Origin of the sequence: Pseudoxanthomonas sp. GM95, assembly GCF_900109775.1 — a bacterium.
Taxonomy (GTDB): domain Bacteria; phylum Pseudomonadota; class Gammaproteobacteria; order Xanthomonadales; family Xanthomonadaceae; genus Pseudoxanthomonas_A.
Genome location: NZ_FOAX01000001.1, coordinates 595,858 through 618,144, shown reverse-complemented (window position 1 = coordinate 618,144; position 22,287 = coordinate 595,858). Strand labels below are relative to the sequence as shown.

Annotated in this window: 20 protein-coding genes; 10 read left to right on the top strand and 10 right to left on the bottom strand. The window is 67.4% G+C overall.

All coding sequences use genetic code 11. The features are described from left to right. The first annotated feature begins 71 nt into the window (after positions 1-71). From BMZ17_RS02895 to BMZ17_RS02880, 4 genes are all read left to right on the top strand, one after another. On the top strand, positions 72-935 hold the full coding sequence (locus tag BMZ17_RS02895; protein ID WP_093135386.1) for an HlyC/CorC family transporter: 864 nt from the start codon (positions 72-74) through the stop codon (positions 933-935). Between the two features lie 65 nt (positions 936-1,000). Beyond that, positions 1,001-2,125: a lipoprotein N-acyltransferase Lnb domain-containing protein gene (locus tag BMZ17_RS02890; RefSeq protein WP_254775224.1), complete on the top strand. Its 1,125-nt coding sequence runs from the start codon at positions 1,001-1,003 to the stop codon at positions 2,123-2,125. A gap of 46 nt (positions 2,126-2,171) precedes the next feature. After that, the gene (locus BMZ17_RS02885) at positions 2,172-4,193 is read left to right on the top strand and encodes a glycoside hydrolase family 97 protein (protein ID WP_093135377.1); all 2,022 of its coding nucleotides are present in this window, start codon (positions 2,172-2,174) and stop codon (positions 4,191-4,193) included. A gap of 73 nt (positions 4,194-4,266) precedes the next feature. Beyond that, the gene (locus tag BMZ17_RS02880) at positions 4,267-5,220 is read left to right on the top strand and encodes a peptidylprolyl isomerase (RefSeq protein ID WP_093135372.1); all 954 of its coding nucleotides are present in this window, start codon (positions 4,267-4,269) and stop codon (positions 5,218-5,220) included. A 25-nt stretch (positions 5,221-5,245) separates the two neighbouring features. On the opposite strand, the gene BMZ17_RS02875 is transcribed toward BMZ17_RS02880, so the two are convergent. Further along, positions 5,246-6,145 carry a DMT family transporter gene (locus BMZ17_RS02875; protein ID WP_093135369.1) on the bottom strand — a complete coding sequence of 300 codons (900 nt, stop codon included), beginning with the start codon at positions 6,143-6,145 and terminating at the stop codon, positions 5,246-5,248. Between the two features lie 169 nt (positions 6,146-6,314). Here BMZ17_RS02875 and BMZ17_RS02870 point away from each other — a divergent pair, with 169 nt between their 5' ends. The 3 genes from BMZ17_RS02870 (at position 6,315) to BMZ17_RS02860 (ending at position 9,076) form a co-directional block, all read left to right on the top strand. Continuing rightward, positions 6,315-7,250 (top strand): LysR substrate-binding domain-containing protein, encoded by a 936-nt coding sequence (locus BMZ17_RS02870; RefSeq protein WP_093135365.1) that lies wholly within the window; start codon positions 6,315-6,317, stop codon positions 7,248-7,250. Between the two features lie 79 nt (positions 7,251-7,329). After that, positions 7,330-7,644 carry a metalloregulator ArsR/SmtB family transcription factor gene (locus tag BMZ17_RS02865; RefSeq protein ID WP_093135361.1) on the top strand — a complete coding sequence of 105 codons (315 nt, stop codon included), beginning with the start codon at positions 7,330-7,332 and terminating at the stop codon, positions 7,642-7,644. A 22-nt stretch (positions 7,645-7,666) separates the two neighbouring features. Beyond that, positions 7,667-9,076, top strand: a complete 1,410-nt coding sequence (locus BMZ17_RS02860; RefSeq protein ID WP_093135356.1) for a DUF2867 domain-containing protein — start codon at positions 7,667-7,669, stop codon at positions 9,074-9,076. A 21-nt stretch (positions 9,077-9,097) separates the two neighbouring features. On the opposite strand, the gene BMZ17_RS02855 is transcribed toward BMZ17_RS02860, so the two are convergent. Further along, positions 9,098-9,445, bottom strand: a complete 348-nt coding sequence (locus tag BMZ17_RS02855; RefSeq protein ID WP_093135351.1) for a GFA family protein — start codon at positions 9,443-9,445, stop codon at positions 9,098-9,100. Positions 9,446-9,553: 108 nt separating this feature from the next. Between BMZ17_RS02855 and BMZ17_RS02850 the strand changes: the two genes are divergently transcribed. Continuing rightward, positions 9,554-11,365: a DUF885 domain-containing protein gene (locus BMZ17_RS02850; RefSeq protein WP_093135346.1), complete on the top strand. Its 1,812-nt coding sequence runs from the start codon at positions 9,554-9,556 to the stop codon at positions 11,363-11,365. A 19-nt stretch (positions 11,366-11,384) separates the two neighbouring features. Here the strand turns inward: BMZ17_RS02850 and BMZ17_RS20805 are convergent, their stop codons facing one another. From BMZ17_RS20805 to BMZ17_RS02820, 5 genes are all read right to left on the bottom strand, one after another. Continuing rightward, a complete protein-coding gene (locus tag BMZ17_RS20805; RefSeq protein WP_175485456.1) occupies positions 11,385-12,608 on the bottom strand; it encodes a putative bifunctional diguanylate cyclase/phosphodiesterase in 1,224 nt (407 codons plus the stop codon). 56 nt (positions 12,609-12,664) lie between these two features. Further along, positions 12,665-13,903 (bottom strand): HD-GYP domain-containing protein, encoded by a 1,239-nt coding sequence (locus BMZ17_RS02835; protein WP_093135338.1) that lies wholly within the window; start codon positions 13,901-13,903, stop codon positions 12,665-12,667. Positions 13,904-14,051: 148 nt separating this feature from the next. Next, positions 14,052-15,890 carry an ABC transporter ATP-binding protein gene (locus BMZ17_RS02830; protein ID WP_093138007.1) on the bottom strand — a complete coding sequence of 613 codons (1,839 nt, stop codon included), beginning with the start codon at positions 15,888-15,890 and terminating at the stop codon, positions 14,052-14,054. Positions 15,891-16,049: 159 nt separating this feature from the next. After that, the gene (gene rraA, locus BMZ17_RS02825) at positions 16,050-16,541 is read right to left on the bottom strand and encodes a ribonuclease E activity regulator RraA (protein WP_093135335.1); all 492 of its coding nucleotides are present in this window, start codon (positions 16,539-16,541) and stop codon (positions 16,050-16,052) included. A gap of 19 nt (positions 16,542-16,560) precedes the next feature. Continuing rightward, complete coding sequence (locus BMZ17_RS02820; protein WP_093135332.1) at positions 16,561-17,598, bottom strand: lipid A deacylase LpxR family protein; 1,038 nt, start codon at positions 17,596-17,598, stop codon at positions 16,561-16,563. A 159-nt stretch (positions 17,599-17,757) separates the two neighbouring features. On the opposite strand from BMZ17_RS02820, the gene BMZ17_RS02815 reads away from it, so the two are divergent. Next, positions 17,758-18,582: a DUF72 domain-containing protein gene (locus tag BMZ17_RS02815; protein ID WP_093135328.1), complete on the top strand. Its 825-nt coding sequence runs from the start codon at positions 17,758-17,760 to the stop codon at positions 18,580-18,582. Here BMZ17_RS02815 and BMZ17_RS02810 read toward each other — a convergent pair. After that, positions 18,579-19,220 (bottom strand): Pr6Pr family membrane protein, encoded by a 642-nt coding sequence (locus tag BMZ17_RS02810; RefSeq protein ID WP_093135323.1) that lies wholly within the window; start codon positions 19,218-19,220, stop codon positions 18,579-18,581. The genes BMZ17_RS02815 and BMZ17_RS02810 overlap by 4 nt on opposite strands. 64 nt (positions 19,221-19,284) lie before the next feature. On the opposite strand from BMZ17_RS02810, the gene BMZ17_RS02805 reads away from it, so the two are divergent. Next, a complete protein-coding gene (locus BMZ17_RS02805) occupies positions 19,285-20,229 on the top strand; it encodes a DMT family transporter (protein WP_093138006.1) in 945 nt (314 codons plus the stop codon). A gap of 15 nt (positions 20,230-20,244) precedes the next feature. Here BMZ17_RS02805 and BMZ17_RS02800 read toward each other — a convergent pair whose 3' ends face one another. After that, positions 20,245-21,318 (bottom strand): GGDEF domain-containing protein, encoded by a 1,074-nt coding sequence (locus BMZ17_RS02800; protein ID WP_093135318.1) that lies wholly within the window; start codon positions 21,316-21,318, stop codon positions 20,245-20,247. Positions 21,319-21,415: 97 nt separating this feature from the next. Beyond that, the gene (locus tag BMZ17_RS02795; protein WP_093135313.1) at positions 21,416-22,159 is read right to left on the bottom strand and encodes a pseudouridine synthase; all 744 of its coding nucleotides are present in this window, start codon (positions 22,157-22,159) and stop codon (positions 21,416-21,418) included. Positions 22,160-22,287 lie beyond the last annotated feature (128 nt).

The following is a 22,287-nucleotide window of genomic DNA, read 5'->3' as shown; positions in this document are numbered from 1 at the left end:
CACGGGAGCGCCGGAAACGTCTGCTAGACTGGCTTCCACGCCCGCATCAGCCGGGTGCCTGCACCCCCCAAATGTCAGAAGACGACAGTACAACCGCGTCAGAGCTCCCCGAAAAACGACGCAGCTGGCTAGAACGCCTGAGCCAGGCGTTCTCCGGCGAACCCGAATCCCGTGAAGACCTGGTCGCGCTGCTGCGCGACGCCCAGCACAACGGCGTGCTGGAGCCGGACACCCTCAAGATGATGGAAGGCGCCATGTCGGTCGCCGAACTCACCGTGGGCGATGTCATGGTCTCGCGCTCGCAGATGGTGTCGCTGGCGCTGGAAACGCCGTTCCTGGAGTTGATGAAGCAGGTGGTCGAATCGGGCCACTCGCGCTTCCCCGTGCACGGCGACAACAAGGACGAGATCCTCGGCATCCTGCTGGCCAAGGACCTGCTGCGCGGCGTGGTCGCCGATAACGGTCCGGGCACGGTGCGCGAGCTGCTGCGCCCGGCGGTGCTGATCCCCGAATCGAAGAAGCTCAACGTCCTGCTCAAGGAGTTCCGCCTGTCGCGCAACCACATGGCGCTGGTGGTGGACGAATACGGCGGCGTGGCCGGCCTGGTCACCATCGAGGACGTGCTGGAGCAGATCGTCGGCGAGATCGACGACGAGCACGACGATGCCGAGGACGAAGCCTCGCTGATCGCTGCGCAGGCCGATGGCCAGTACGTGGTCGATGCGCTGACCCCGATCGAGGATTTCAACGAGCGCTTTGGCGCCGACTTCCCCGACGACGAATACGACACCGTCGGCGGCCTGGTCACCGATGCGATCGGCCACCTGCCCGAGACCGGCGAGGAACTGACCCTGGGCCGCTTCGCCTTCCGCGTGGCGCGGGCCGATGGACGCCGCGTGCATGCCTTCCACGTCGGCGTGCTGTCCGACAGCTGATGCGGCGTTCTTCCGGCCTGCTGGCGCGCGCCGCGTGCGCGCTGCTGTTGCTGACGCTTGCGTGCATGGCTTCGGCCGCCCCGCGGATTGGCGTGATGACGATGCAGCCGGGAGAGGTGTTCTTCGAACGCTTCGGCCACGACGCACTGGTGGTGGCCGATGCCGACACCGGCCAGGCGACCTCGTACAACTTCGGCTTCTTCGATCCGGATGAGCCCGGTTTCATCGGCCGCTTCATCGACGGCAAGATGCTGTATTACCTGGTCGCCCTGCCCGTGCAGCAGGACCTGGAAAGCTATCGCGAGGAAGGCCGCGGCGTGTCGATCCAGTGGCTGGATCTGCCGGCCTCGCAGGCGCAGGCATTGGCCGATTCGCTGGCCTGGCGCGCGCAGCCGCAGAACGCGCGCTACCCCTACGATTACTTCAACAGCAACTGCGCCACCCAGGTGCGCGATGCACTCAACACGGTGATGGGCGGCGCGCTGAAGAAGCAGCTCGCCGGGCGCTCGCGCGGCAACACCTATCGCAGCGAGTCGGTGCGCCTGGCCTCGCCGGCCTGGTGGATGTGGATCGGCTTCGATCTCGGCTTCGGCCCGTATGCCGACCAGCAGCTTTCGCGCTGGGACGAGGCCTTCGTGCCGATGCGCCTGGCCGATGCGCTGGCGCAAGTGAAGAACACCGAAGGCCGCCCGCTGGTGCAGCAGACCCAGCAACTACTGCCGCACACCATCGCGCCGGAACCGCCGGAAGCCGCGCGTCCGTGGTGGCCGTGGCTGCTGGCCGGCGTGGCCATCGCTTTCGCCCTGGTCGCACTCGGCAAGCGCCATCCGCGCGGCGTGGCGGCACTCGCGCTGCCGTTCTGGTTGCTGTGCACGTTGGCCGGCGCGCTGATGCTGTTCATCTGGTTCGGCAGCGGCCACATCGCCGGCTGGGCCAACCGCAACCTGCTGCTGCTCAATCCGCTGTGCGTGCTGCTGCTGTGGCCGGCGATCAAGCTGCTGCGTGGCAAGCCGCTCTCGCGTTTCGCGGCCTGGGTGCTGCGCGGCGTGGCGGTGATGGCGGCGCTGGGCTGGATGCTGCACTGGTTCCCGTTCAACGTGCAGGCCAACGTCGCCTGGGTTGCGCTGCTGCTGCCGATCCATTTGGCGATTGCATACGTATTCACCGCGCAACGCGGCTTGTCGCGCTGATCCACGCGGGTGAGCATGCCGGTCCATTCCGGCCGGGCCACCCGTCATGCTGCGTCTGCTCACTGCCGTTTTCCTGATCGCCTCGCCCCTGGCCGCATGGGCTGCGCCCGTGCACATCGAGTCGCCCGGCAAGGTGTTGTCGGTGGACATCACCACCGATCCCGATGGCCGACCGAGCTACCAGGTCTCGCGCCACGGCACGCCGGTGATCGCGCCCTCGCGGCTGGGCTTCATCCTGGTCGATGCGCCCAAGTTCGAACGTAACCTGGTGCTGGGCACGCCGACCACGCGCAGCTTCGATGAGACCTGGAAACAACCCTGGGGCGAGCGTCGCGTCATCCGCAACCACTACAACGAACTGCGCGTCACCCTGACCGAAAAGATCGCGCCCAAGCGCAGCTTCGATGTGGTGTTCCGCGTGTACGACGACGGCGTCGGCTTCCGCTACGCCTTCCCGGACCAACCGCAGTTGAAGGAAGTGAAGATCAGCGAGGAACTCACCGAGTTCAACATCGCCGATGAAGCCACCGCGTGGTGGAACGACGGCTTCGGCTGGAACCGCGAGGAATACCTCTACCACCGCACGCCGATCGAGGAAGTCGGTGTCGCACAGACCCCGCTGACCCTGCGCACGCAGGCCGGGCTGCATCTCTCCATCCACGAAGCCGCGCTGATGGACTATGCGGGCATGAACCTGATGCGCACCGAAGGCCGCCGCCTGCGCGCCGCGCTGACGCCGGGCAGCGGCACCTTCGCCAAGGTCGAGCGCAGCGCGCCATTCAACACGCCGTGGCGCACGCTGCAGGTGGGCGAGCGCGCGGGCGATCTGGTCGAATCCAGCCTGATCCTCAACCTCAACGAACCCAACACGCTCGGCGATGTGTCCTGGTTCAAGCCGATGAAGTACGTCGGGGTGTGGTGGGAAATGCACCTGGACAAGAAGACCTGGGCGTCCGGCCCCAAGCACGGCGCCACCACCGCCAACGTGATGCGCCACATCGACTTCGCGGCGAAACACCATCTTGGTGGCGTGCTGGTGGAAGGCTGGAACATCGGCTGGGATGGCGACTGGTTCGGCAACGGCCAGGACTTCGATTTCACCAAGCCCTATCCCGACTATGACCTGGTCAAGCTGGCCGCCTACGCCAAGTCCAAGGGCGTGCATCTGATCGGCCATAACGAGACCTCGGCCAACGCGGCGCACTACGAAAGCCAGATGGACGCGGCATTCACGCTGTACGAAAAACTCGGTATCGATGCGATCAAGACCGGCTATGTCTCCGATGCCGGCCAAGCCAAGGTCATCAGCCGCGACGGCCAAGTTCACTACGGCTGGCACGAAGGCCAGGACATGGTGAACCACTCGCAGCGGGTGGTGGATGCCGCCGCCAAGCACCACATCGCGGTGGATGCGCACGAGCCGGTCAAGGACACGGGCTTGCGTCGCACCTATCCCAACTTCGTCTCGCGCGAAGGGTCGCGCGGCATGGAATACAACGCCTGGGGCAACCCGGGCAATCCGCCGGAGCACGAGGTCAACCTGGTGTTCACCCGCCTGCTCGCGGGGCCGATGGATTTCACCCCGGGCATCTTCAAAATGCAGACCAAGCCGGGTTCGCATGTGTCCACCACGCTGGCCAAGCAGCTGGCGCTGTACGTCACGCTCTACAGCCCGATCCAGATGGCTGCGGATTTGCTCGACCACTACGAGGCGAATCCGAAGCCGTTCAAGTTCATCGAAGACGTGGCCGTGGACTGGGAGGAAACGCACGTGCTCAACGGTGAGGTCGGCGACTTCGTGACCATCGCGCGCAAGCAGCGCGGCGCGGAAGACTGGTTCCTCGGCTCGATCACCGACGAACAGCCGCGCACGCTGGAAGCCAAGCTCGACTTCCTCACGCCCGGCAAGCGCTACACCGCGCAGATCTATCGCGATGCCGACGATGCGGACTGGGCGAAGAATCCCGAAGCCATCGCGATCGAATCGCGGGAGGTCACCAGCGCCGACACGCTGACCTTGAGGTTGGCGCCAGGTGGCGGCCAAGCGATTCGCTTCAAGGCGTTGTAAGCGGCTTCGAACGCTGGCGCGCGACGAATCGCCCGGTCAGAATCGGGCGATTCCTCTCATCCGTGAGTCGTCCATGCCTGCGCCATCCCGCCTGACTGCTGCCCGCCTGACTGCTGCCCGCCTGACCGCTGCCCTGCTGATCGCGCTGCTGCCCGCCGTGGTGGCCACCGCCGCCGATCCAGCGAAGAAGCCGTATCGCAGCGGCCAGCAGATCCTGGATGCCTCGCCGAAAGGCGATTGGCGCACGCTGGACCCGGACCGCACGCTGTACCTGGAACTGGCCACCGGCCGCGTGGTGATCGAACTCGCGCCGCAGTTCGCGCCCGCGCATGTGGGCAACATCAAGACCTTCGCCCACGAGCACTTCTGGGACGGCACCAGCATCTACCGCTCGCAGGATAATTTCGTGGTGCAGTTCGGCGATGCCGATGGCGAAGACCCGGCCAAGGCCAAGTCGCTGGGCAGCGCCAAGACGCATCTGCCGGCCGAGTTCCATCGCAGCGCGAAAGGCCTGGATTTCCAGAAGTTTCCCGACAGCGACGGCTGGGCGAAGGAGATCGGCTTCGTCGATGGCTTCCCGGCCGCGCGCGACAGCGCCAACGGCAAGGCCTGGCTGGCGCATTGCTACGGCACGCTGGGCGCGGGCCGCAACAACGCCGACGACAGCAGCATCGGCGCCGAGCTGTACGTGACCATCGGTCAATCACCGCGCCAGCTGGATGACAACATCACCGTGGTCGGCCGCGTGGTGAAGGGCATGGAGCTGCTCAGCGTGATCCCGCGCGGGCCGGACCCGATGGGCTTCTACGAAGACGCCAAGCTGCGCACGCCGATCAAGTCGATCCGCCTGGCCAGCGAAGTGCCTGCCGCCGAGCGCACGCCGCTGGAACTGTTGCGCACCGACAGCCAGACCTTCCGCGATGTGGCCGAAGCCAAGCGCAACCGCGTCGATGATTTCTACAAGCGTCCGGCCGGGCACATCGACCTGTGCAACGTGCCGCTGCCGGTGCGCACGCCCAAGGGCTGAGCGCGCCCGGATCAGCCCGCGTTGATCAACGCTTCGCGGCGCGCTGGCTGACCGCGACGCTGCCCAGGATCAGCGCGCCGGCGACCAGCATCGCACCGGTCACCGCTTCGCCCAGCAGCAGCCAGGCGAACACCGCGCCGAACAGCGGCACCAGGTAAGTCACCGTCGAGGCGGTGGCCGCGCCGACACGCTGGATCAGCCGGTAATACAACAGGAAGGCCAGGCCGGTGCAGACCACGCCCAGCGCCGTCACGCTGGCCCAGGCCGCGGCCGACACTGCATGCGTCGGCCAGTGGGTGGCCGCCCACGGCGCCAGCAGCAGCGCCGCGCTGCCCAGCGTGGCCGCGGCCGAGGCGGCCGGCGGCAGGCCCTGCATGTGCTTGCGCACCAGGTTCACGCCGACGCCGTAGAGCAGCGCGGCCGAGGCGCCGGCCAGTACCGCACCACCGACACTCGCGCCGCCGGCCTTGCCTGTGGCCAGGACGACCACACCGATGAAGCCGGTCAGCAGCGCCAGCGCGCGGCGCGTGCCGATCTTTTCGCCAAAAAAGAGGAACGCGATCAACGCGGCGAACAGCACCGTCATCGCGTTGCAGATCGCGCCGATCGCAGCCGGTGCGCGCTGCGCCGCCCAGGCGAACAACAGGAAAGGCACGGCAGAGTTGATCAGCCCGATCAAGGCCAACAGCGGCCAGCGCCGCGCCGGGAACTGCGCGCGTGCTTTCCAAAGAAACGGCGCCAGCACCAGCGCGCCCAAGGCCAGGCGCACCTCGACCAGCGCGGCCGCGCCGAACTCGCCCGCGGCGATCCGCATGAACAGGAACGAGCAACCCCAGATGGCGCCCAGCACGGTCAGTTCGACCGGCGTGCGCCAGTCGCGCGTGGCCACCAGCGGGGCGCAGGGAACGGAAGGCGAAGTCTGCATGGGGAATTCCTCGGACTGACCCGCCACAAACCAGATCGCCGGCTCACGCCCCGACGCGAAGACGCGGGGGCGGCAGGTGCAGGGGCGGTAGGCATAGCGTCGGCCTGCATGCTGCCCTGCACAAGCGCATAGTATCGACCCCTGCCACAAATCTGGCTTGTGCCTTGCCATGCAACTGCGCCCGACCCTGCTGCCTTCACTTGGCGTGTTCGCCGCTGCCGCGCGCCACCAGAACCTGGCCCACGCCGCCGAGGAGCTGCATCTCACCGCCAGCGCCGTCAGCCACCACGTGCGCAAGCTCGAAGGCCTGCTCGGCGTGAGCCTGTTCCAGCGCCATGCGCGCGGGGTCAAGCTCACGCCCGAAGGCCGCCAGCTGGCCGATGCCGCCACCGCGGCGCTGGCCGATGTCGCGGCCGTTGCTGGCGCATTACATCCGCAGGCCGATGTGGTGCCGCTGAAAGTGACCACGCTGCATTCGCTGGCCTATTGCTGGCTGCTGCCGCGGCTGCCGCGTTTCTGTGCTGCGCATCCGCAGGTGCGGGTGGAGTTCGACTCCAGCCCGGCGCTGGCGCGCTTCGACGACAACGGCCCGGACCTGGGCATCCGCTACGGCACCGGCCACTGGCCCGGCGTGACCTCGCACCACCTGATGGACGACGAGCTGTTTCCCGTCGCCTCGCCCGCGCTGGCCGGCGTGCGCGCGGTGACCACGCCGGCGCAGATCACCACCTTGCCAATGCTCGCCGACCTCGGCCCGCAGGGCTGGCGCGAATGGTTCCGCGATGCCGGCGTGCATGGCGCGCAGCTGCCGACCGCGCACGTCTTCAGCGACAGCACCGACGTCATGCGCGCCGCCGTTTACGGCCTGGGCGCCGCACTGGCGCGCAAGCACATCGCCACGCCCTACCTGCAGCGCTACGAACTGGTCCGCCTGCCCGGCCCCGCGATCCGCGCGCGCTTCGCCTACTACGCCGTGCACGCCACCCATCGCACCCTGTCGCCGGCCGGCAAGCTGTTCCTGGACTGGCTCAAGGACCAGGCCAAGGACGAACGCACGCCGATGCCGACCCTGCCCGATGAACTGCTCGGCCGCGCGCCGGCCTGAACCCACGCAGCGCGCCCGGACTGCAGCGCCTTCGGGCTGGCCTTGACTTAACGAATTAGTTAATTGCTTAATTGGATACATGGCGACCGACAAGATCTTCGAAGCACTGGCCTCACGTCCGCGACGGGAAATCCTCGCGTATCTGTCCGCCCAGGAACTCTCCGCCGGCGAGATCGCCCAACGCTTTTCTATGAGCGCACCGGCGATCTCGCGGCACCTGGCGCTGCTGCAGTCTGCCGGCCTGGTCTCCAGCGAACGCCGCGGCCAGTTTGTCGTCTACCGGCTCAACCCGGACAACCTGGTCAACACGCTGACCGGCTTCGCCTTCGAGCTCTGCCCCACCGCCGGCCCGCTGCGCCGCGAATCACGGAAGTTGGCCAAACCGTCCACCTGATCTGCCACAAGGAACCGCAGATATGCCACGCACGACGCAGACCCAAGGTTTTCCCGAGATCCGCTTGCCTTCGTCGCGCCCTGGCGGCCTTCCCGTTGAAGTCACGCTTGTGGCCCAGCTGGGTCACGGCGCCGGCGACCGCTTCCATGCCGACGCCAGTGCGCGGCAGCGCCAGCACCTCACCTTCAACGCCGATCTGGAGGAACCTTCCGCGCGGCTGGCCAGCCCGGATGTGGCAGCAGGCGAAGTGACCTCGCTGTTCTCTTTCACCGTGGGTCCGGGCGGGCATCCTTTTCACCGACACGCGGGGCATCGCATCTTTACTGCCATCGCCGGCAGCGGCGGCGCGCTGCTGCGCTTCTGCGACGTGGCCGACGCGGCGCTGGAGGCCGATCCCGCCAGCTTCATCCGCGGCCTGCGCCAGGTCGAGATTCCACCTGACGCCATGTTCACCGTGCGCTTCGGCGGTGGCATGTGGCACCAGTTCCTGCCGCTAAAAGGCGATGCGCACCCCGCGCTGTTCGCGCTGTCCTGCCATAGCAATGAACTCGGCGGTGCGCTGACGCCCGCGCTGCATCAGCAGGTCACCGAAGGTCAGGCCACGATCGCCAGCCTGACCGAACTGCTGCCCGAACCCGTGCGGACTGCACTCGAAGCGCACGCCGCGCGTGGCGCCCAGATCGAGACCGTCGCGCTGTCGCTGGGCGCGGCCGCGGGCACCTGGGCGCGCAAGCTGTGCGATGGTGTGCGGCATATGCTGGGCCGCCTGCGCGCACGCCTGGTGACCATGATCGCCATGCCGGGCTTTGTTGGCCAACGGCTGGAGCATCTGCAGGTCGAGATGCTGGATCCGGTCCACGCGCCTGCCCTGTTGGCCGGCGCATTACCGGCCGTGGATCACCGCGATCTCTATCGCGTGCGCCTGGAAGATCCAGTCCTAGCGCGCCAGGGTGCGCCAACCGTGCTCGCCAGCCTGCTGGACGCGTTCGTGACGCAACCCGCGCCTGGCGTCAGCGCGCTGATGTGGCTACGCAATGTGCTGGTGCGCCCGCTGCGCTTGCGCCGCTCACCTTTGGGCTGCCCGGTTTCGTCGCTGTTGTCGCAGGAGGCACCGGCGCGTTTCGCGGGGCGTTATCCGGTGTTCGCGCAGGCGAGCCTGCCGGGCCATCAGGACGTCGCCGTGCTGCTGGGCGCAGATGATCGGCACCTGCGCTTTCGCTCCTGCGTGGGCGTGCGCATCGTCGACCGGACCCAAGTCGAGGTGATCTTCGGCACCCAGGTGCAGTGCCTGAACCTGTTTGGCCACCTCTACCTGCGGACCATCGATGCGATGCATCGTCGCTATGTCGCGCCGACGATGCTGCGTGCTGCGGTGAACGCCGCGCGCACGCAACATGCCTTCACGGGCGACGCGAGGCTGCGGATGGTCTGAGCGCGCCAGCGCTGCGAAGCACTACTTCGACGCGCCGTCGTACGGCACCACCGTGAGCGTCGCCAGGTCCAGCGACGGCACGCAGCGCAGGTTGATGGCGACCATCGCGCTGCCGTCGGGCGCGATGCCTTCGCTGTAGGGCGCCACGCCGCAGGTGCCGCAGAAGTGGTGTTGCAGCTTGTGGGTGTGGAAGGTGTAGGTCTGCAGCGCCAGCGGGTTGAAATGCAAGGTCACGGCCGATTTCGGCGCGAACCACAGCAGGGTGCCGCGGCGGCGGCACAGCGAGCAATTGCAGTCGATGGCCTGGTCGATCTCGCCTTCGAAGGTGAAGGCGATGGCGCCGCAGTGGCAGCTGGCGGATTGGGTCATGGCGTTGTTCCTGACGATTTGGACAGCGGCGAGGCTAGGCCAACGGCACATTCGGCGATGTGACGGGATGGCCTATGCTCGGCGCCTTTCCACTGTCCGGATGTCTCCATGCGCCACAGCCTGCTTGCCGCTGCCCTGCTCGCCTCCCTGGCCGCCTGCCAACCTGCGCAGGCGCCCACCGACGCCGGCAAGGATGCGGCCGCGCCGACCATGACTGGCACCGCCAAGGCCGACGTGAAGTTCGCCGACCTGTCCAAGCGCGCGGTGGATGGCTGGATGCAGCTCTCGCCGGTGTGGGCCACCCAGGTCGGTGACCACCAGTACGACACCCAGCTGGACGACCTGTCGGCGGCTGGCCGCGAGCAGGCGCTCAAGTTCAACCAGAACCTGCTGGCCGAACTGGACACCCTCGACCCCAAGCAGCTGTCGCGCGAGAACCAGGTGGACGCGGCAATCCTGCGCAACCAGCTGCAGAGCGGCATCTGGAACGAGCAGACCCTGCAGTCCTGGGCCTGGGATCCGCAGCTCTATAACGACCTGGCCGGCGGCGCGCTGTACGGCCTGATGGTGCGCGAATTCGCGCCGCTGCCCGCACGCCTGCAGTCGGCGATCGCACGCATGGAGAAGATCCCGGCGCTGTACGCGCAGGAACGCGCCAACCTGGACGTGGCCCGAGTGCCGCTGATCCACGCGCAGACCGTGTCCAAGCAGAACAAGGGTCTGCTCGGCATCGTCGAACAGTTCATCACTCCGCACGCCAAGGAGCTGTCCGAGGCCGACCAGCAGCGCCTGGCCGCGGCCACCGACGCGCTCAAGCAGGCGATCGAACAGCAGCAGGCCTGGATCGACGGCACGCTGGTGCCGGGCGCCAAGGGCGACTTCCGCATCGGCGCGGAGATGTACGACCAGAAGCTGAAGTTCTCGCTGGTCTCGGCCCTGTCGCGCCAGGAGATCCGCCAGCGCGCCGAGACCGAAATCAAGCGCGTGCGCGCCGAGATGTACGGCATCGCCCGCACGGTGCTGAAGGACAAACCGGGTGCGCCCGCCCTGCCGGAAACGCCGAGCGACGACCAGCAGCAGGCCGGCATCGAAGCAGCGCTGGAGCTGACCTACGCCGACAAGCCGGCGCGCGACAAGGTCGTGGACACGGCCAAGGCCGCGCTGGCCGAATCGACCGAGTTCGTGCGCCAGAAGGACCTGGTCACCCTGCCCGACTCGCAGGTCAAGATCATCCTGATGCCCGAGTTCCAGCGCGGCGTGGCGGTGGCGTATTGCGATTCGCCCGGTCCGCTGGACAAGGGCCTGGACACCTTCTACGCCGTGTCGCCGATCCCGGACGACTGGAACGCCAAGCAGGTCGATTCATTCCTGCGCGAGTACAACAACCGCATGATCAAGCTGCTCTCCATCCACGAGGGCACGCCCGGCCATTACCTGGAAGGCTGGCACTCGGCCAAGTTCCCCTCCACGCTGCGCGCGGTGCTGCGCTCGGGCATGTTTGCCGAGGGCTGGGCGGTCTACACCGAGCACATGATGAGCGAGCAGGGCTACCAGGCCGACGATCCGCTGTACAAGCTCACCCAGCTCAAGTTCTACCTGCGCACCATCTCCAACGCGATCCTGGACCAGGGCGTGCACGTGGATGGCTGGAGCCACGAACAGGCCATGCACCTGATGGTCCACGACGCCTTCCAGCAGGAGCGCGAGGCCGAAGGCAAGTGGGTGCGCGTGCAGCTCACCAGCGCGCAGCTGCCGACCTACTTCGTCGGCATGCAGGAACAGCTGGATACGCGCAAGGCGGTGGAAGCCAAGCTGGGCGACACGTTCAACCTCAAGGCTTACCACGACCAGCTGCTGTCCTACGGCGCGCCGCCGGTGCGCTTCGCGCGTGAGCTGATGCTGGACCAGCCGATCGAGTGATCGGCTGGCAGGCGCCGCCTCAGGTGGCGCTGAACTGGGCCAGCGCCTCGTCTGCAGGCGCTGGCCGGCCGGGGTAATAGCCCTGGCCGATGTCGCAGCCCAGCTCGCGCAGCTTGTTCCACACGGCAGAGTCCTCGATGCCTTCGGCGACGGTCACCGCCTCCAGGCTGTGGGCCATGTTGATGATCGATTCGACCAGCCTGCACACGCGCGGGCTGTGCATCATGTCGCGCACGAAGCTGATGTCGATCTTCAGCTCATCCACGTGGAAGTGGCGGAAGTACGACAGCGACGAATAGCCGGTACCAAAGTCGTCCACGGCGATCTTCATGCCCATCTCGCGCAGGCGCGTCAGCGCTTGGCCGATCAGCTGCGGGTTGTCGACGAAGGCCGTCTCAGTCACTTCCAGCATCACCTGCTCGGGGCGCACGTCCCAGATCCGTAGCGCCGCACTCATCTGGTCGACGAACCCGGCCGCCGTCAGCGCGATCGGCGAGATGTTGATGCCGCAGTGCAGGTGCGGATGCGCCTTGAACACCGGCGCGCAGTGACGCAGCGTCGCATTGATGCTCCAGCGGGTCAGGCCATCGATCAGGCCGGTCTGCTCGGCCGCGGTGACGAACAGATCCGGCCGCACGAAGCCCAGGCGCGGATCGTGCCAGCGCGCGAGCGATTCGTAGCCGCATAACGTGCCGCTTTCCAGGGCGAACAACGGCTGCAGGTAGACCTGCAGGCGATTGCTGGTGATCGCGTGGTGCAGATCCTCGTAACCGATGCTGACCTGCGCCTGGCCATTGAAGACGGCGTGGCGCTCGGGCTGGCGCTGGGCCTGCGCGCAGGCAGCGTCGGCATTCAGGCACAGCGCCTCGGGGCTGACCTCCGCGCCGGACATGGCCACCCCGACCGAAACCACCACCCGCGAGGGCCTGCCGCCAGCATCCAGCGGCGACTGGAACGCGCGCGACACCTTGGCCGCGGCCAGCGTCGCGTGGTTGGCATCGCGCAACCCGGGCAGGACCACCGCGTAGTCGCACTCGCCGATGCGCACCGCTTCGTCCACGCCGCGCAGGCAGCCATGCAGGCGCTCGTCGAAGGCGCTGACCAGGGCATCACTGGCCTGGTAGCCAAAGACCGCCTCGAACTCGCGCATGCGCTGCATGCGCACCACCAGCAGCGCACCCTGCGGCTGCGCTGGCGGCATCAAGCGCGCGATGGCTTCAAATACGACGTCCCGATTGAGCATGGCCTGCCTCCTCCTGGGTGCGACCGTGCCACGCGCGGCGGCGTGGCGCCAGCGCGCTAGAGGTAGAGCTCCTTGGGGTCCAGACCGTAGGTACCCGGCTTGAGCCCCTTGCGGATGCTGATCTGGCGGCTGTCGTGCGTGCCCCAGGTATCGCGCAGGTCCAGTGCTTCGAAGCTGGCGCGCAACTGCTTGTCCGCGCCGGTCAGCAGCATGACCCGCGGGAACAGCCGGCGGATCGGGTTCTGCGCCAGCACGATGGCAACCTCGCCGCTGGACAGTTCCACCAGCGTGCCGGTCGGATACGCCCCCAGGCATTGCACGAACTGCTCGACCAGATCGGCCTGGTACAGCGTGCCGCGCTGCTTGTAGAGCACCTGCAGCGCCTCGTAGCGCGACAGCGGCTCACGGTATGGGCGCGCACTGGTGATCGCATCGTAGGAGTCGACGATGGCCGCGATGCGTCCGAACAGCGGGATTTCGTCGCCGACCAGATGCGCCGGATAACCCGAGCCATCTTCGCGCTCATGATGGGTCTGGATCATGTCGCGGACCTGGGGATTGGCCGCGCCGGATTCGTCGTAGAGCCGCACGCTGTGGCGCAGGTGGCTGCGCACCAGGGCGAGCTGCTCGGCATCCAGCGCCGCGCCGCTTTCCAGCAGCGGCTCGGGGATCGCGGTCTTGCCGATGTCCAGCAACAGGCCGGCGGTGGCCAGGTCGCGCAGGGCTTCATCCGGGAAACCGAGGTGGCGGCCGAACGTCGCCATGAACCCGCAGCAATTCACTGCGTGGCTGTAGGTATAGCTGTCGTGCTGGCGCAGGGTTTCCAGCCAGAAGAACGCATCGGGATTACGCACGATGCTGTCCACCACCGGCGTGACGGCTTCCTCAACCGATTCCTCGTCCAGGCGACCGCCGCCGCGCAGGGCCGACACGATCTCGTGAGCGGCGCGGTGGGCGTTTTCCAGCGCGGCACTGGCGCGCGGCACCTCGTCCTCAATCCGGGCCAGCACCGGGCGCGGGTTGGCGCCGATCGCCGACAGCTTGGGCACCGCGTACGTGGCCGCGCGCGGCGGCGCGGAAGGCTTGTGCAGGGTGCTGCGGACGAAGCTTTCGCTCTTGGCCACGTCCACCACCACCGTGGTGCAGTACTGGGCCAGCTGCTGGATGTCGTCCTGCGTCTGCACCAGGAACCCCTGCAGCAGATAGGGCGTGCCCACCCAATCGCGGTCCAGCCGGGTGACGTACATGCCCGGCCGCAATTCAGCGACCCGCAATTCGCGTTCCTCGATCAACATCAGCCCTTGGTGTCCTCTACTGCGCTTTCCGGCCCGCACGTCAGCGATGGGCCAGCCCCTTGGCGTGCATCATCCCGGAATCCGATGACGTTGCAAGGCGTGACACGTTGTTTGCTGTAACGGCAACTCCGGCCGCTTCTTGAGCGCCTCACGACACCGTATCGGCTGCAACGAAACCGCCGGTCTGGCGCTGCCACAGGCGCGCGTACAGGCCGTTGCGGGCGACTAGCTCGGTGTGCGTGCCGGTTTCCACGATCTGGCCGGCGTCCATCACCACCAAGCGGTCCATCCGGGCGATGGTGGAAAGCCGGTGGGCGATGGCGATCACCGTCTTGCCCTGCATCAGGGTGTCCAGGCTGTCCTGGATCGCCGCCTCGACTTCCGAATCCAGCGCCGAGGTCGCCTCGTCCAGCAGCAGGATCGGCGCGTCCTTCAGCAGCACCCGGGCGATGGCGATGCGCTGACGCTGGCCACCGGAAAGCTTGACCCCGCGCTCGCCGACGTGCGCGTCCAGGCCGGTGCGGCCGTCGCTGTCGACCAGGCTGTCGATGAAGCCGCCGGCCCTGGCCTGTTCGATCGCCGCGGCCACCTGCTCGACGCTGGCATCGGGCCGGCCGTAGCGGAGGTTGTCCAGGATCGAGCGGTGCAGCAGCGAGGTGTCCTGAGTGACCACGCCGATCTGGCCGCGCAGGCTGTCCTGGGTGACGCCGGCGATGTCCTGGCCATCGACCAGGATGCGCCCGGCCTCGAGGTCGTACAGGCGCAGCAGCACGTTGACCAGAGTCGACTTGCCGGCGCCGGACGGGCCGACCAGGCCGATCTTCTCGCCCGCCTGGACGGTCAGATCCAAACCCGAGATCACTCCGCCACGCTTGCCGTAATGGAAATGGATGTCCTCGAAGCGCACCTCGCCGCGGCTGACCTGCAGCGGCTTGGCATCGGGGCGATCGGTCACGGTGTGTTCGTGGGCGACGGTTTCCATGCCGTCCTGCACGGTGCCGATGTCCTCGAACAGCCCGTTGACCACCCACATGATCCAGCCGGACATGTTCTCGATGCGGATCACCAGTCCGGTGGACAGCGCGATGGCACCGACCGTGATCGAGCCGCGCTGCCACAGCCACAGGCCCAGCCCAGCGGTGCCGGCGATCATCAGGCCGTTGAGCACGGCGATGGTCACGTCCATCGCGGTGGTGGTGCGGGTCATGCGCCGCACCTTGTCCAGGTTCTCGTGCACCGCCTCGGAGACGTATTCGTCCTCGCGCTGCGGATGCGGGAACAGCTTGAGCGTGGCGATGTTGGTGTAGCCGTCGACGATGCGTCCCATCAGCCGCGACTTGGACTGCGAGGCCTGCCACGAGCGCTCGCGTACGCGCGGCACGAAGTACGCCAGCGCGGCGATGTAGCCCAGCAGCCACGCCGCCAGCGGAATCATCAGGCGCCAGTCAGCCTGCGCGAACAGGAACAGCGCGCTGCCGGTATAGACCGCCACGTACCAGAGCGCATCGACGATTTGCGTGGCCGATTCGCGCAGCGACGCGCCGGTCTGCATGATCCGGTTGGCGATGCGGCCGGCGTAATCGTTCTGGAAGAACGACAGGCTCTGCCGCACCACGTGGCGATGCTGCTGCCAGCGGATGCGCGCGGTCAGCGCCGGCGTCACCGACTGGTGCATCAACAGGTCACCCAGCGCCATCAGCAACGGGCGCAGCAAGACCGCGATCGCCGCCATACCCAGCAGCTGCGCGCCGTGGCGATCGAAGAAGCCCGCCGCATCCTCGGCCTTGGCCAGGTCCACCAGCTTGCCGAGGAAATCGAACAGCGCCACTTCCACCAGCGCCACCGCGAACCCGACCACGCACATCGCCGCCAGCACCCAGCCGCCGCGGCGCAGGTAATGCCAGTAGAACCGCGCAAGACCGTGCGGCGGCGCGCCCTGGTCGGGACGGTCGAAGACATCGATCAGGGTTTCGAACCAGCGGAAGATCATGCGGACACAACGCACAGCGGGAGCAGGCAGTATCTCATCCGGCCGTCGGCGCCATGTCCTTGGATCTTGTGGAAGCTGCTTCAGCAGCGCCAGGACTTTCCACGTTGAAACTTCGTCGCCGCCAATGGCCCCAGGCCGCGACAAGGAACTCCTACATCAAGCCGGTAGGATCAACTCGGCCTCGGCCACGATCACGCCGTTGGCATCGGCATACAGCCAGTGCCCGGGGACGAACGACACCCCCGCAAAGCGCACCGGCACGTCCACATCGCCCAGGCCGCGCTTGTCGGTCTTCATCGGCGTGGCGGCCAGCGCCTTGATGCCCAACGGCAGGTTGCCCAGCACTTCGACATCGCGCACGCCACCGTGGATCAGCACGCCGGCCCAGCCATTGGCCACGGCCTTCTCGGCCAGCATGTCGCCCAGCAGCGCATGGCGCAGCGAGCCGCCGCCGTCGACCACCAGCACCTTGCCGGTGCCCTCACCTTCGACCTGCTCGCGCACGCGCGAGTTGTCCTCCATGCAGCGGATCGTGACGATCTGGCCGCTGAAGGCGAGCTTGCCGCCGAAATCCCGGAACAGCGGCTCGGCCACGCCGACCTCGGGGAAGGCGTCGCACAGGTCCGGCGTGGTCCACTTGGTCTGCATGACGCGGCTCCCGGGAGACTTACAGGGCGTAGCTGATGGTGAAGCTGCCGAACACCGGCGGCTCGTCCTGGCCGTCGAATTCACGGGTGGAATAGTAGCGGGCCAGGGCGAACTTCCAGCGCCCCTTCATCATCGCCACGCCGAAGCCGGCATAAGCCACCACGTTGCGCTTGTCCACGCTGTGGCTGTCCTTCCAGGTGTTGCCGTCCAGGGTGATGTCGCGGCCCACCCAGCGCACGTCGGTGGTCAGGAAGCCGTGGATGCGGAACACGCTGCCCGGCTGCGATTCGCTGCGCGGCGCGGTGTTTTCGCCGGCCGGACGCAGCGGCGTGCTGCCGAAATCGTCCGGCAGGTAGCGACCGAAGCGCATTTCCGCGCCGCCGCTCAGGTAGGTCTGGTAGTTGCCCAGCGCACCGCCGTAATGGGTGATCGCGTCCCAGGTCCACTTGCCCTGGCCCCAGGCAAAGCGGTTCATGCGCTCGTGCTGCAGCATGAAGACCGGCTCGTCGCGCAGCTGGTTCTTCCAACCTTCGAACTCGTCATCGCCCAGCACCTTGTGCACGGCGTTCTGCACTTCCTCGCCACGCGCCGACGGTCCGACCCAGCCCAGCTTGAGCTGGGTGGTGCGCAGCGCATTGCCCTTGCGTGCGTTGTAGCCGAAGCCCACCAGCAGCGCCGCCGCATACGGCCGATCTTCTTCGATCAGGTCCTTGCGGCTGAAGTCCTTGGGCGTGTAGATCGCCTGGCTCAGGGTGAAGACCATGTTCTGCTGGTCGAACCCCTCCGGCTGGATCGCACCCAGGTAGCGGTTGATGAAGCGCGCCATCCGCGGCAGGCAGGGATCGTCGGTGTAGTCCTTGAGGTTGGGTGACACCAGCGAGAGCTGCACGCCGTTGGTATAGCCCTCGTCCTGGTCGGCGCCGCCGAACAGGTCGTTGTCGACGCGGAAATTAACCGTCGGCGGTAACTCGGTGCGTGTCGGGCACGCCTCGTCTTCTGCCGCTTGGGCGCTGCCGCACGCTGCGGCTGCCAGGAACAGCCATCCTGCTTTGGACATGGGATTTACCAGTGGGTGATGGTTCAGCGGAATCATGAACGCGCGAGTATTGAAATTCGCGTGAAGACAATCTTGTCGCGCTGTCGCATGGGTTGCGATCGGCCGCCCGTATCCTGACGGCCTCGCGATTGCATGGGCGCCAGGCCCGACTCGACCCGCATGGACAACACTCTGTTTCCCGAATCGGCCAAGCCCGATGGCATCCGCGTCGGCATCGGTGGCTGGGTCTACGCGCCCTGGCGCAACAACTTCTATCCGGCCGGGCTGGTCCAGCGACTGGAACTGGAACACGCCAGTCGCCACGTCACCGCGATCGAAATCAACGGCACCTATTACGGCACCCAGCAGCCGGCGACCTATGCCAAGTGGCGCGATGCCACGCCGAATGGGTTCGTGTTTTCGGCCAAGGCGCCCAAGCGCATTACCCAGTCGCGCAAGCTGGCCGGCACGCGCGCACAGGTGGAGGATTTCATCGGCGGCATCGCAGAACTGGGCGACAAGCTGGGGCCGCTGGTGTGGCAGTTCGAGTCCGGCCGCAAGCTCGAACGCGAGGACTTCACCAAGTTCCTGGAGATCCTGCCGAAGAAAGCCGGCCAGCGCGCCCTGCGCCACGTGCTGGACGTGCGCGACCCGGACTTCATCACGCCGGATTTCCTCGCCCTGGCCGCGCAGCACGGCATGGGCACGGTGTTTTCCGAATCAACCGAGTACCCCTCGTTCGCCGACCTCACCAGCGATTTCGTCTACGCCCGGCTGATGGGCAGCCGCAGCGGCGAACCCAACGGCTACCCCGATGCCGAGCTCGATGCCTGGGCGCGTCGCGCGCAGGCCCGGCGCGCTGGCGAAGATCCGGCCGAACTGCCGCATGTCGGCAAGACGCCCGCGCCGAAGCAGCCGCGCGAGGTGTTCGTGTTCTTCATTTCTGCTGCCAAGGAACGCAATCCGGCTGCGGCGATGGCCCTGCTCGAACGCCTGCAGCGCTAGTGCCGACGGCCTAGCAGCCGATCCGCGCCGACCAGCAGCGCGGCAAGCACCACGAACACCAGCGTCACCACCAGCGCGTTGCCGATGACGCCGGCAACCCCATGCAGCGCCAGGTCGAGAAACGGATACGGATACTCGTGCACCACCTGGCCGCGCGCGAACACCCACGCCACGTAGCCCAACGGAAACAGCAGCCACCACAACGCATCGCGCCAGCCCAGGCGCCCGTGCACCGCGCCCAGCCACCACCACGCCAGGTACAGCACCGGCACGACCCGATGCAGGGCATTGTCGACCCACCACTGCAGGCCCTGCGGCTGCCACAGCCCGGCCAGCACCGTGACATAGACCAGCCCGGTGACACCGATGGCCAGTGCGACGGCGCCTTGCGCCCGCGCGCTTTGCCACCACGCGCCGCGTCCTCGCGCGGCCGCCACGCAAACGGCGATCACGCCCAGGTTGCTGAGGATGGTGAAGTAGCTCAGGAAGCGCACCGTCGCCGCCAGCGCCCCTCCGTTCTCCGGTGCGATCAGGATCAGCGCGTACTGCAGGACCACGGCCAGCGCGGACAGCAGCGCCACGCCACCGGCGCCGATGCGCGCCAGGGTGGAGTCCTTTCCGCTCGTCTCGATCGGCATGCGTGCGTCTTCCCGAAGGTTCGCCGCATGGTACGTCGCGCCTGTGCCCGGCGATAATCCGCCGATGTCCACGCCCGTCCCGCTCAAAGCCCACCTGCAGGTCCACGTCTGCGTCCTGCTGTGGGGATTCACCGCCATCCTGGGCAAGCTGATCAGCCTGCCGGCACTGCCGCTGGTGTGGTGGCGCATGTTGCTGGTCGTGGTCGCGCTCGCGTTGCTGCCGCCGGTGTGGCGCGGCCTGCGCGCGATGCCGGTCCGGCATCGCTGGGCGTACGCCGGCATCGGCGCGCTGGTCGCGCTGCACTGGCTGACCTTCTACGGCGCGATCAAGCTGGCCAACGCCTCTGTGGCGGCGACCTGCATCGCGCTGGCGCCGGTGTTCACCGCGGTCATGGAGCCGTGGATCGCCAGGCGTCCGTTCGACCTGCGCGAGCTGCTGTTCGGCCTGGCCACGCTGCCCGGCGTGGCCTTGGTGGTGGGCGGCGTGCCGCACGAAATGCGCGCGGGCATCGCGGTGGGCGCGCTGTCGGCGCTGCTGGTGGCGGTGTTCGGCTCGCTCAACAAACGCATGGTCGAAGGCGGCGAGCCGCTCACCGTCACCGCGCTGGAACTCGGCGCCGGCACCTTGCTGCTGACCGCACTGGCACCGCTGATGGCGCTGGTGCCCGGCTTCGGCGGCGATCTGCTGATCGTGCCGAGCCTGCACGATGGCGCGCTGCTGCTGGTGCTGTCGCTGGCCTGCACGCTGTTGCCGTTCGCGATGGCGCTGGCCGCGCTGCGCCATGTCAGCGCCTACGGCATGCAGCTGGCGACCAATCTGGAGCCGGTCTACGCCATCGTGCTGGCGATCGCGCTGCTGGGCGAACAGCGCCAGCTCACGCCGCAGTTCTACGCGGGCGTGGCGATCATCCTGCTGGCCGTGTTCGCCCATCCGATCTTCAGCCGGCGCAAGCCGGTGGCGCACCCGGAACTGCTGGCCACCTCCGAAGCCAAGGGCATCGCCGACTGAGCCAGCGCGCGAGGCTTACGGCGCCAGCACCACCCGGTCGCGCCCGCCGCGCTTGGCTGCGTACAGCGCCTCGTCTGCGCGCTTGAAGGCCGCATCCGGCGTGTCGTCCTGGCGCCGGCATTCGGCCACGCCGATGCTCACCGTGATCGGCAGGTTGACCGGCAGCAGCGTGGCGGCGTTGCGCAAAAACTCACACTGCAGCCGCGCCTGCTCGGCAGTGCTGTCGGGAAACAGGATCACGAACTCCTCGCCGCCATAGCGCGCGGCCATGCCGCCGGCGCTGTGGCTGCGCAGCATGTCGGCCAGCGCCACCAGCACCAGGTCGCCGATCGCGTGGCCATGCACGTCGTTGATCACCTTGAAGTGGTCCACGTCCAGCAGCGCCACGCACACGCCCTCGCCGCGCCCGGCCATGTGCTTGTCCATCGCCATGCGCAGCGCCATCGCCAGCGCGCGCCGGTTGGGCAGGCCGGTCAGCGGATCGGTGCGGGTTTGGGCGGCGAGGTCGGCGTTCTGGACTTCCAGTTCTTCCTGGTAGCGCTGCAGCTGCAGTTCGTACCAATCGCGCTCGGCGATCTGTTCGGCCAGGCTGGCGCTGATCCGGCGCAGCTCCATCAGGTGCATGACCTGCCGCGACAGCGCGCGCAGCGCTTCAAGCTGGCTCTCTGACAGTTCGCGCGGCGCGTTGTCGAGTACGCACAGCGAACCCATCGCCTCGCCTTCGGGCGTCAGCAGCGGCGCGCCGGCGTAGAAGCGCACGCCCAGCTCGCCGGTCACCAGCGGGTTGTCATGGAAACGCACGTCGGCCGCCGCATCGGGCACCACGAAGGCCTGGTCCGGCTGCAGGATCGCGTGGCCGCAGAACGAGATATCGCGATGGGTCTGGTTCACCGGCAGGCCCACGCGCGCCTTGAACCACTGGCGGTCGCCATCGACCAGGCTGATCGCGGCGATGGGCGTGTTGCAGACGCCCGCGGCGATGGTCACCAGGTCGTCGTAGGCGCGCTCGTCCTCGCTATCCAGGATGCGATAGCGGGCCAGCAAAGCCTGGCGTTGCGACTCGTTGTCCGGTCGCGGCGGTCGGATCATGCGGATCTCCTTGACGCACCTTAATAGGCCGCCGCACCTTCGGGACCGCGGACGCGAAGGAGCGTGAAACCCGTCACGCGAAGTGACGGCATTCCGCTTACCAGTGCTGCATGTCCGGCAGCAGGCCGCGCAATTCGGTGTCGGTCAGGTTGCGCCAGCGGCCGGCCTTGAGCGGCCCCAGCTTGACGTTGTCGATCCGCACCCGGCGCAGCTGGGTCACGCGATAGCCGAACGCGGCCGACATCAGGCGGATCTGTCGGTTCAGGCCCTGCGTCAGCGTGATGCGGAAGCCGAACTTGGCGATGCGCGAAGCCCGGCACGGCAGCGTCATCTGGTCGTGGATGCGCACGCCCTTGGCCATGCCGCGCAGGAATTCCTCGGTGACCGGCTTGTTCACTTCGACCAGGTATTCCTTCTCGTGGCGATTCTCGGCGCGCAGGATCTGGTTGACGATGTCGCCGTTGCTGGTCAGCAGGATCAGGCCTTCTGACTCCTTGTCCAGGCGGCCGATCGGAAAGATCCGCTGCTCATGGCCGACGAAATCGACGATGTTGCCCTTGACCGTGCTCTCGGTCGTGCAGGTCACGCCGACCGGCTTGTTGAGCACGATGTACACATGGCGCCGGCCGCTGGTCTTGACCGTGGCGCGCGCGCGCAGCGGCTGGCCATCGACCAGGACCACGTCGCCCTCGCCCACCACCGCACCGGTGCCGGCGGCGTGGCCGTTGACGGTGACGCGGCGTTCGCCGATCAGGCGATCGGCCTCGCGGCGCGAACAGAAGCCGGTCTCGGCGATGTGCTTGTTGAGGCGGGTCGGGCCCGCGGTCGGTGCGTCGGTCATGGCGGCATTATCGGTGAGTCGGGTGCGGCGCGAACGAGGCGCGCTGATCGCTACCCAGGTGGCAGGCCTGCACAGGCGTGGCTGCCTTGCGCAAACGCTGCGTTGAAGACGAAACAGGCCCGCGATGC

Bases quoted from the DNA above. Each gene is read 5' to 3' on its own strand.
- BMZ17_RS02820 (WP_093135332.1), bottom strand. From the start codon at position 17,598: ATGTCCAAAGCAGGATGGCTGTTCCTGGCAGCCGCAGCGTGCGGCAGC.
- BMZ17_RS02850 (WP_093135346.1), top strand. From the start codon at position 9,554: ATGCGCCACAGCCTGCTTGCCGCTGCCCTGCTCGCCTCCCTGGCCGCC.
- BMZ17_RS02805 (WP_093138006.1), top strand. From the start codon at position 19,285: ATGTCCACGCCCGTCCCGCTCAAAGCCCACCTGCAGGTCCACGTCTGC.
- BMZ17_RS02795 (WP_093135313.1), bottom strand. From the start codon at position 22,159: ATGACCGACGCACCGACCGCGGGCCCGACCCGCCTCAACAAGCACATC.
- rraA (WP_093135335.1), bottom strand. From the start codon at position 16,541: ATGCAGACCAAGTGGACCACGCCGGACCTGTGCGACGCCTTCCCCGAG.
- BMZ17_RS02865 (WP_093135361.1), top strand. From the start codon at position 7,330: ATGGCGACCGACAAGATCTTCGAAGCACTGGCCTCACGTCCGCGACGG.
- BMZ17_RS02870 (WP_093135365.1), top strand. From the start codon at position 6,315: ATGCAACTGCGCCCGACCCTGCTGCCTTCACTTGGCGTGTTCGCCGCT.
- BMZ17_RS02895 (WP_093135386.1), top strand. From the start codon at position 72: ATGTCAGAAGACGACAGTACAACCGCGTCAGAGCTCCCCGAAAAACGA.
- BMZ17_RS02800 (WP_093135318.1), bottom strand. From the start codon at position 21,318: ATGATCCGACCGCCGCGACCGGACAACGAGTCGCAACGCCAGGCTTTG.
- BMZ17_RS02875 (WP_093135369.1), bottom strand. From the start codon at position 6,145: ATGCAGACTTCGCCTTCCGTTCCCTGCGCCCCGCTGGTGGCCACGCGC.
- BMZ17_RS02890 (WP_254775224.1), top strand. From the start codon at position 1,001: ATGGCTTCGGCCGCCCCGCGGATTGGCGTGATGACGATGCAGCCGGGA.
- BMZ17_RS02885 (WP_093135377.1), top strand. From the start codon at position 2,172: ATGCTGCGTCTGCTCACTGCCGTTTTCCTGATCGCCTCGCCCCTGGCC.
- BMZ17_RS20805 (WP_175485456.1), bottom strand. From the start codon at position 12,608: ATGCTCAATCGGGACGTCGTATTTGAAGCCATCGCGCGCTTGATGCCG.
- BMZ17_RS02815 (WP_093135328.1), top strand. From the start codon at position 17,758: ATGGACAACACTCTGTTTCCCGAATCGGCCAAGCCCGATGGCATCCGC.
- BMZ17_RS02860 (WP_093135356.1), top strand. From the start codon at position 7,667: ATGCCACGCACGACGCAGACCCAAGGTTTTCCCGAGATCCGCTTGCCT.
- BMZ17_RS02810 (WP_093135323.1), bottom strand. From the start codon at position 19,220: ATGCCGATCGAGACGAGCGGAAAGGACTCCACCCTGGCGCGCATCGGC.
- BMZ17_RS02855 (WP_093135351.1), bottom strand. From the start codon at position 9,445: ATGACCCAATCCGCCAGCTGCCACTGCGGCGCCATCGCCTTCACCTTC.
- BMZ17_RS02880 (WP_093135372.1), top strand. From the start codon at position 4,267: ATGCCTGCGCCATCCCGCCTGACTGCTGCCCGCCTGACTGCTGCCCGC.
- BMZ17_RS02835 (WP_093135338.1), bottom strand. From the start codon at position 13,903: ATGTTGATCGAGGAACGCGAATTGCGGGTCGCTGAATTGCGGCCGGGC.